Source organism: Micromonospora orduensis (assembly GCF_006228125.1).
GTDB classification, from domain to species: domain Bacteria; phylum Actinomycetota; class Actinomycetes; order Mycobacteriales; family Micromonosporaceae; genus Micromonospora; species Micromonospora orduensis.
The window spans coordinates 1-891 of the sequence record NZ_VDFY01000006.1 but is presented as its reverse complement, the minus strand read 5'-3'; the positions used below and the strand labels follow the sequence as shown (position 1 = coordinate 891).

The following is an 891-nucleotide window of genomic DNA, read 5'->3' as shown; positions in this document are numbered from 1 at the left end:
CACCCCACCCGCCCGGACTGGAGGAAGCCGCGAAAAAGCCCAGAAATTCGGGCCCTGGCGGGATCACACCAACGACCGTGACGGAGTAACGTACGTCACCGGAGAGGCCGCTCCCCCCGTGGCGGCCTCTCCACTTTTTGTCCCCGGCCCGGCGCCCGGCTCACCCGCCGGCGTGCTCACCGGTGACCGGATGCCGCAGCCCGGGATGCCCGGCCGGCAACGACCGGCGAAGCACCACCCAGCTCACCGCGAGCGCCGCCGCGACCAGCGGCCACGTCAGCGCCACCCGCGCCACCACCAGACCGAGGACCTGCCCACCCAGGTACAGCGGCACGAACACCGCCACCCGCAGCACGTACGTCGCCGTCCACACCCAACTGGCCCGGCCGTACCCGCGCAGCAGCGCCGGGTCGCGCCGCCACCGGGCCCGCTGACCGAGCACCGCGCCGACCAGCACCCCGAGCAGCGGCCACCGCACCACGATGCTCACCGTCCACACCAGCGCGCTCGCGGCGTTGGACAGCAACTGGATGAGAAAGAAGTTCTCCGCCCGGCCCGTCCGCACCGCGATCAGCGCCGCGACGCAGACCGCCAGAAGGCCGATCAGCACCGAGCGCGGTCGGTCACCCCGACGCAGCCGTACACCGGCCACGATCGCGCCGACGGCCAGCGCCGCGCCCACCCCGGCCCACAACGACTCGCCGCCGAGCAGCCAACCCGCGGCGAACGCCAGCGGCGGCAGCGTGGCGTCGACGGCCCCGGCCCGGCCGCCCAGCAGGTCCGCCAGCGACTCGGCCCGCGCCGGCCCGTCACCGACCGGCCGCTGATAGCCGCGTTCGACCTGGCCCGCGTCGCGCTCCGGTGTGTCGCCCACCGCCACCCCCTCACCTC

Annotated in this window: 1 protein-coding gene; it reads right to left on the bottom strand. The window is 74.9% G+C overall.

What is annotated here, in order from left to right; translation table 11 throughout:
• Nucleotides 1-160: 160 nt before the first annotated feature.
• Nucleotides 161-787 carry a DUF3159 domain-containing protein gene (locus FHG89_RS00030; protein WP_341874228.1) on the bottom strand — a complete coding sequence of 209 codons (627 nt, stop codon included), beginning with the start codon at nt 785-787 and terminating at the stop codon, nt 161-163.
• Nucleotides 788-891: the final 104 nt, after the last annotated feature.